This is a genomic window from Moorena sp., from assembly GCF_982860115.1.
On record NZ_CEYLVT010000102.1, the window covers coordinates 17,253 to 25,420 of the forward strand.

At 41.0% G+C, this 8,168-nt stretch carries 4 protein-coding genes; 3 read left to right on the forward strand and 1 reads right to left on the reverse strand.

Annotated elements, in window-relative coordinates:
• The first annotated feature begins 118 nt into the window (after nucleotides 1-118).
• The gene (locus AC4II3_RS17980) at nucleotides 119-3,511 is read left to right on the forward strand and encodes an ATP-binding protein (RefSeq protein WP_488015100.1); all 3,393 of its coding nucleotides are present in this window, start codon (nucleotides 119-121) and stop codon (nucleotides 3,509-3,511) included.
• Nucleotides 3,512-3,991: 480 nt separating this feature from the next.
• Here the strand turns inward: AC4II3_RS17980 and AC4II3_RS17985 are convergent, their stop codons facing one another.
• The gene (locus tag AC4II3_RS17985) at nucleotides 3,992-4,246 is read right to left on the reverse strand and encodes a hypothetical protein (protein WP_488015096.1); all 255 of its coding nucleotides are present in this window, start codon (nucleotides 4,244-4,246) and stop codon (nucleotides 3,992-3,994) included.
• 265 nt (nucleotides 4,247-4,511) lie between these two features.
• Between AC4II3_RS17985 and AC4II3_RS17990 the strand changes: the two genes are divergently transcribed.
• Nucleotides 4,512-6,209 (forward strand): metallophosphoesterase, encoded by a 1,698-nt coding sequence (locus AC4II3_RS17990; protein WP_488015094.1) that lies wholly within the window; start codon nucleotides 4,512-4,514, stop codon nucleotides 6,207-6,209.
• Nucleotides 6,210-6,231: 22 nt separating this feature from the next.
• A partial coding sequence (locus tag AC4II3_RS17995; protein WP_488015092.1) for a tetratricopeptide repeat protein occupies nucleotides 6,232-8,168 on the forward strand: 1,937 nt, incomplete at its 3' end.

An 8,168-nucleotide genomic window follows, 5' to 3' on the forward strand; every position in this document is an offset into this window, starting at 1 on the left:
TTGTCTGTACCCCCACACCCTACACCCGGTCACCCTACACCCCACACCTGACGTCAAAGTAAAAAACCTACCCTTGTGAGGTGACCCATAGCCCCTCCAGGAGATACCAATGAAACATATGTTTAGTTGGAAACGTGCCCAAATCCTCTTGTGTTTGGGCGCTTTTTTGATATCAGTACTGATTAGCCTATTAACCATCGCACCTAGTCAAGCAGAATCTCAGGCATCTAAAACCTTGCCGCCATTTAAGATTACCCAAGGATGGCACTATCTCTGGGGTGATGTTTCTATCAATAACCTCCGTAATGCCAAGGGTTGTACTAAGGTCGAGATTGCCAAGGGTGACCCTTGCTGGAAATCATTTACGTTTCCAAAAAGATTATGGAAGTCACAGCAAGATCAACAGCAAAACAATGTTTGGTTAAGGGTTAGATTACCAGAGGGTAAATGGCAATCTCCCACTCTTTATCTCGGAGCAGTTCCCAATATACTAGAAGCTTATTTAGATCAGGAACTGATTTATACCCGATTATCCCCTGACTCATTGCCTCCAACTAATGGTGAAGGGTATCAATGGCCAATTGTTCCTGTTGATTCAAATTTTTCCGGCAAATCATTGTTCATTAATGTTTATGTAGGGACTGATCAGTCTATTTACATCGGATTTTTCGACCGGATAGTTATTGGTTCTAAATTTAACGTAATTCGGTGTTTGTTCAAAGACGAAATCAGCACCGTTTTAGGCTGTATTTTTATTTTAATTGGGCTGTGGTTTAGTTTAACCTTTTTATTCCGGTCTCAAGATAAAGGATTAATTCTAGCCTTTGGATTATTAGCCATAGCTAGTGGCGTTTACAACCTTAGCCAATCAACCATTATTCCCTTATTATTTAAGGATTCCCTGAATTGGGAGCATACTCGATATACGGCTTTTTGTTTTCTGCCTATTCTCACCCTTATTGGTTTTGAACAAATATTTGGCTCAGGCTATTTTTCCATAATCCAGCGGTTATGGCAAATTCACTTAATTTATTCGGTAATTTCTTTAGGATTAATTGTTATATACAACAGTTCCTGGTTGTATGAGATATATATTGATCACTACCTGATCCTGGCTAGTACAATAATTTTATTGCTCCATGCTATTCCTATAGCTATCACTCAGAAAAACTATTATGCTAAACTATTTAGTTCCGGATTATCTATCCTAGTTATAGGAGGAATGCATGATCTTTTAGTGTATCGGTTTGAACCGGAAAATTGGTATCAACGATTCTATTCTTGGGGAATGTTGCTGTTTATCCTATCCTTAGGATTAATTTTAGAACGACGATTTGCTGAAACCAGGCGACTGCTACAAGAGTATAACCAGAAGCTAGAAACTAAGAATGCTGCTCTTCAGGAAATGGATCAGCTCAAAAATGAATTCTTAGCCAATACATCTCATGAACTTAAAACGCCTCTGAATGGCATTATTGGCCTCGCTGAATCCCTGATTGATGGAGCAACAGGTGAGTTATCCCAGTCAACAGCATCTAATCTTTCTCTGATTGTCTCTAGTGGCAAACGGTTAACTCAGCTTGTTAACGATTTACTGGATTTTTCTGCCCTCAAGCATAAACAAATTAACCTGAGAATTAAGCCAGTAGGGATGCGAGAAATAACAGAAGTTGTTTTATTGCTATCCCGTCCCCTTGTGGGTAATAAAAATATAGAATTGATTAATCAAGTTTCATCATCTAGTCCCCCAGTGGATGCTGATGAAAACCGACTCCAACAGATTCTCTATAATTTAGTGGGTAATGCCATTAAATTTACTGAACGTGGTACCATTAAAGTATCAGCAGAGGTGGTAACGTCTTATCTTAAAATTACCGTTTCTGATACAGGGATTGGTATCCCACCTGATAAATTAGAGCGAATTTTTGAAGCTTTTGAACAAGGAGATGGCTCCATTAATAGGAAATATGGAGGAGTGGGGTTAGGTTTAGCAGTTACTAAAAAACTGGTGCAGCTCCACGGCGGAGATATTGATGTGGAGTCTACCCCAAACCTTGGGTCACGGTTTAGTTTCACCCTACCGATATCAAAGGGTAAAGTAGAGAGGAAACAGCGAGAGGAAGTTTCCAAGATTCAGAATTATTTGGCGATGGCAAGTGACTCTCATCACCTGATATCTGATCACCTGATATCTGATCACCTGATGTCTAATCACCTGATGTCTAATCACCTGATGTCTAATCATCTGATGTCTGATCAGAACTTATCATCACCAACTGTGGAAGCTTTTAACATCTTGATTGTAGATGATGAACCAGTAAATCTTCAAGTTTTGGTCAACCATCTTTCTCTGCAAAACTATAATATTATTCAAGCAGTTAATGGCCTAGATGCATTTACAAAAATTTCCCACGGATGCAGACCAGACTTGATTTTACTGGATATTATGATGCCGAAAATGACCGGCTATGAGTTCTGTAAAAAAATCCGTGAGAAATTTCTACCTAATGAACTACCCGTAGTATTGTTAACCGCTAAAAATCAGATCTCAGATTTGGTAGCAGGATTTGCAGCAGGAGCCAATGATTATTTAACTAAGCCCATATCCAAGAATGAATTGCTAGCACGAATTAAGACCCATCTTCAGTTAGCCAAAATTAATGTAGCTTATGGACGCTTTGTGCCTCGGGAGTTTCTGCAATTTTTAGAAAGGGAAAGTATTCTTGATGTCCAATTAGGGGACAATGTCCAAAAAGAGATGACAGTACTTTTTTCTGATATTCGCTCCTTTACTAGTTTATCAGAGATGATGTCACCAGAAGAAAACTTTAATTTTATCAACGGCTATTTAAGTCGAGTCAGTCCAGTGATTCGTAATTATAACGGCTTCATTGATAAATATATTGGTGATGCGGTGATGGCGTTGTTTCCCGAAAAAGCTGATCATGCCCTAAACGCAGCCATTGAGATGCAAAAGCAAGTTTATCTTTATAACTCCCATCGCCATAATAGTGGTTATGAAGCGATTGCGATTGGTATTGGTTTGCACAAGGGGAGTTTAATTTTAGGCACAGTGGGAGAATCTCAACGGATGGATACAACTGTGATTGCTGATACTGTAAATTTGGCCTCCCGTTTGGAAAGTTTAACCAAGATTTATGGAACAGAGATTTTGATTAGTAAACCAACCTTGACTGATCTGGATAATCGAGACAATTATCATTATCGGTGTCTAGGGCGAGTTAAGGTGAAGGGTAAAAGTCAACCAGTGGAAATCTTTGAAGTGTATGATGCTAATCCTGAGGATTTGATTGCTTTCAAGTCCGGCACGACTCCTCGGTTTGAGGAAGCAGTTGCCTATTATGTAGAGGAAGACTTTGATCAGGCGCAACAGATTTTTGAGGAACTTTTACAGAGTAATAAGGAAGACCGGGTGGTTGAACTTTATATTGAACGCTGCGCTAAAGCCCGCTTGTTTGGGGTGTCGGAATTGGATATTGTGATTACTTGAATTGGTATTAAAGGGAGTAGGGAGATGGGGAGATGGGGAGATGGGGAGTTTGGGGAGATTTTTATTAAAGGTAATTATCCAGAGATTATATCAATGACTGTATCCAGACAATAGTAATGCTGCGAGGTCTTGTGTTGATGAGCTGAGCCTGTTTATAACCTTGGCCAAAAGGCCACGCTACGCGAACAACGTACTAACCTTAAACCTTCAACGTACTAACCTTAAACCTAATAACCTTCAACATCATAACCTTCAACGTTCAACATCATAACCTTGGCCAAAAGGCCACGCTACGCGAACAACATCATAACCCCAAAAAAAAGTAGCCGCAGAAATACCTTCCACGGCTAGCAATTTTTACTTATGTCTCAACTTTGTAAACCCATCCAGATGTGATCCGATTTAATTGGCCAAAGGCCACGCTACGGGATCAGACCTGATGCTTTGGCCAGGGGGCAAAGCCCCCTGAAATTTAAGCCCTTAACCCAGCATTAAGTATTTTGTCATTACCGTGATGAATTCGCCAGGAATGTCAGTCTGCTGAAGGGGGCTCCACTCATCAACTTGGGCGTAACCCCGTGCATAAAGGGTATGGATGGTGTTGGTTATTGCCCGGCGGGAGCCTTTCAAAATGTGCTTAATGGGGTATTTTTTTGGAGACCGTTCCTGAGGAGTATTACTGGGAGTAATCTCATCAGGATTGTTTTCGGGGTTAGGGCGAAAGTTGTCAGACATAGTAAAAAAAACGTTTTACGGTTTACAACTATAATAATAACGATTATAGTTAATTGTGTCAAGGGGTTTTAGAATTTTTTTTTGGGAGGGGTAATTGAAAGAAATTGTACGGTTATAGAATTAAGAATGTAGAATTAAGAATTGAGAATTAAGAATTTACGATTCCCTATTTCCTATATTTTTATATGTTAGAATAAGTCCATATTGGGTTTCATTCATATACAATATAATACTATATAGTTAACTTTAAATTAAAAACTAATCGGTGAGTTATTCAAGGGAATTTAACCAAACCTCAGATCACAGGGAGGTTATCTTTAGGTGGTTACATCTGACTGACCTCCATTTGGGTATGGATGGCTTAGAGAATCTGTGGCAAAATGTTGAGAAAATTTTCTTCGACGATTTAGAGTACCTTTGTGAAAAGGTAGGGCCCTGGGATTTGGTAATGTTTACTGGGGATATCACCCAGCGGGGCATTGAATCGGAATTCCAACAGGTAGATAAACTGTTAGATAAGTTCTGGGACAACTTTGACCAGATGGGATTTAAGCCGAAGTTTCTGGCTGTACCTGGTAACCACGATTTGGTTCGACCAGATGACGAGTTTGACACGGCATTGATTGGTCTTGAGGATATGTGGAGCAGTCCTAAGATCCAAAAGCCATTTTGGGATAAGATCGAATCTCCTCAGCGACAGCTTGTTATCAAAGCTTTCGAGAATTATGTTGAATGGTGGGACAATACCACCGTACCTAAGCCCGACATCTATTCAAAGGGGATACTGCCAGGAGATTTTTCAGCAACAATTGAGAAAGACGGGTTCAAACTCGGGATTTTAGGACTAAATAGCGCATTTCTGCAACTGATGGGCGGTGACAGAAAAGGTAAGCTGGCTCTAGATCTGCGCCAGTTCCATGGGGCCTGTAATAAAAATGGACCGTCTTGGGCACAAGCACACCATGCCTGTTTGCTACTTACCCACCACCCCCAGGATTGGCTAACTGACGAAGCCCAAGCGCAGCTAAATGGGGAGATTCATAGTCCACCAGAACGATTCGCTTTACATCTGTTTGGACACATGCACGAGTCCAAGTTCAGAAGCTTGGCTCAAGGTGGTGCTAATGATCAACGTAGACTGCAAGGCTGCTCCCTGTTCGGTATGGAAGGCTGGGGGGACAAAAACCAGGAACGGCTCCATGGCTATTCACTATGCGAATTGAAGATTAAAGGTAACACCGCTTTCCTCAGAATCTACCCCCGTAAAGCATGGAAAAAACAGGACGGCGGACGGGAAATCGGTCCCGATCCTACCTTTAGACTTCCCAAAGGAGAGGACGGCACAAAACCGGTAACGGTGGAGTTGTTATACAAACAACAAAGAGCTATGGTAGCTAAAGACAAAATACCTGATCAGAAATTTTCGGATTTAGATTATTTAGAGAAACTCAAAGAGTGTCAAACTTCACTTAGTTCGCTAATAGAGCACCGAATACAGGTTAAAGATTGGAAATACTTGCATGAAAACTTTCAAAATTTGAGCCTAAGACTAATTAATTTGCGAGGATTTATTTCAGGTAAAGACTATAAAAAAAGTCTCCAATTACTACATCTTCATTGGAGTATGGAATGCCTGATTATGATCAATAATTACACTAATTTTGATAATATACCCGAGGGGCAAGTTAGAAAGAAGTTTGAAAAAATAAACCGCAATAATAACTGGCTTGAAACAATCAATGATTTTAAGGATAAGATCAATCAATTAGTTATCAAATGTGTTTTGCCTGAAAACTTAAAAGAAACAATAGAAGAGCTAGACTCATTTTTATGCTCTTTAGAAATGATAAATGGTTCTGTGCTTTCCTATCTAGACGATCAATTAAAAAATAAACTATCTGATATAGAAAAAGAGCATGAGAATTTTCGATTTATTTTAACTAGTCCTCTTATCAAAAAATAATCATAAAAGCCTAGTGGTTGTTATGAATACTTCAGCAATTAATCTCTTACAAGAAATCCATCAAAAGCATGTATCACTTATAAATCAGAAAGAGTATGAAAATTTACCGAACGAAGATATCGCTAAAGAAGCCAAAGAATTACTGGAAAAAATTCGTTCAGCAGGACGCTTGATAACAGATCTGAGTCAACGTCAGCAACTGGAATCTTATGCATTATATTGGGGTCGTTTGATCTCTGAAGTTACTTCCGAGTACCCTGATATATCACTTTTGGAATCGGAAGAATCCTCCGAGCGAGAACCGACAAAGTCAAATTTGGTTAGTGATATTACCAAACCTGATAGTGGTATTCCATACATACCGGGGGTGGAATACCATATGCACTATCATGGATTAGAATCGTTCGACCGGGAACCGACAAAGTTAAATCCCCCCAGTAACATTATCAATCGAGGTACTCCCTACTTTGTAGGCAGGCAAGATCAACTTGAGCAGCTCCATCAGGAACTTCAACAGACGGATCGATTAGCGATTTGTGCCATTGCCGGAATGGGTGGTGTTGGCAAAACCGAATTAGCTCTACAATATGCTCTGAAATATCAGGAAAACTACCCTGGGGGTTTGTGCTGGCTGCGGGTTCGGGGGGCAGATTTTGGAACTCAACTTATTAGTTTTGGGCGTACGGAATTAGGATTAACCATTCCAGATGAACTAGAGTTCCAGGAAAAGGTAAGATACTGCTGGGGGCATTGGCCAGAAGGAACAGCATTGATCGTGCTGGATGATGTAGTAGACTATCAAGCCATTCATCCCTATTTGCCTCCGGCGCAACCCCGTTTCAAGGTACTGATCACCAGCCGTGAAAATCCAGAGCCTTCGATAAAACATATTGACCTGGATGTACTATCCCCAGAGGCAGGATTGGAATTATTAGGTAAGCTTGTTAGAAAAGAGCGCATTGACAAGGAACTAACAGAAGCAGAAGCGTTATGTGAATGGTTGGGGTATTTGCCTTTGGGTTTGCAGTTAGTAGGAGGATATTTAGATCTGCATCCGAGGTTAAGCATTGCTAAAGTTAAAGAACGTTTAGAGAACGAAAAATTAGCAGCTCAGGCATTACTATCTCAAAAACAAGGGCAAATCACAGACAAGTTGGGTGTAGTAGCAGCGTTTGAGTTATCTTGGAAAGATTTGCCACCACAAGCCCAGCAGTTAGCATGTCGTCTGAGTCTGTTTGCTCAAGCTCCTTTTGAGTGGTCTCTAGTAGAGTCTTGTGTGATCGAAACTGAAGATGAAGAAGAATGGGATAAACAACAAGAAGAATTGGAAGAATTACGCGATCGCTTTCTGGTCGATCGTAATCTGTTGCAACTGAGTGAACAGCAAACCTATCGCCTCCATCAACTAATTCGAGAATTTTTCCAGACCAAGCTGGCTCAATTACCAGAGGCCGATGGCTACAAGCAACGCTTTTGTCAAACAATGGTGGCTGTAGCCAAATTAATTCCTGATACACCAACTCGCGATGATATTACAGCAGTTACCCCCGCCATCTCTCATTTAGCCGAAGCTGCGACAGTTCTAACTGACTGGCTCAGGGATGAAGATTTAATCTGGCCGTTTATTGGCTTAGGAAGATTTTATTACGGTCAAGGTATCTATGACCAGGCTGAACCCTGGTATGAGCAATGTTTAGAGATAACTAGAAGCCGCCTGGGTGAGAACCATCCCGATGTGGCCACCAGTCTCAACGACCTGGCATTACTCTACTCCTCAATGGGGCGCTATGACCAGGCCGAACCCCTCATTCAACAGGCTTTGGAGATCAGAAAGCAGCTGCTGGGTCAGGACCATCCCGATGTGGCCACCAGTCTCAACAACCTGGCAAATCTCTACTGGTATTTGGGGCGCTATGACCAGGCCGAACCCCTCATTCAACAGGCTTTGGAGATCAGAAA

What these genes read in the sequence shown, in the direction of transcription:
- AC4II3_RS17985 (WP_488015096.1), bottom strand. Translation starts at nt 4,246, where the DNA reads ATGTCTGACAACTTTCGCCCTAACCCCGAAAACAATCCTGATGAGATT.
- AC4II3_RS17980 (WP_488015100.1), top strand. Translation starts at nt 119, where the DNA reads ATGTTTAGTTGGAAACGTGCCCAAATCCTCTTGTGTTTGGGCGCTTTT.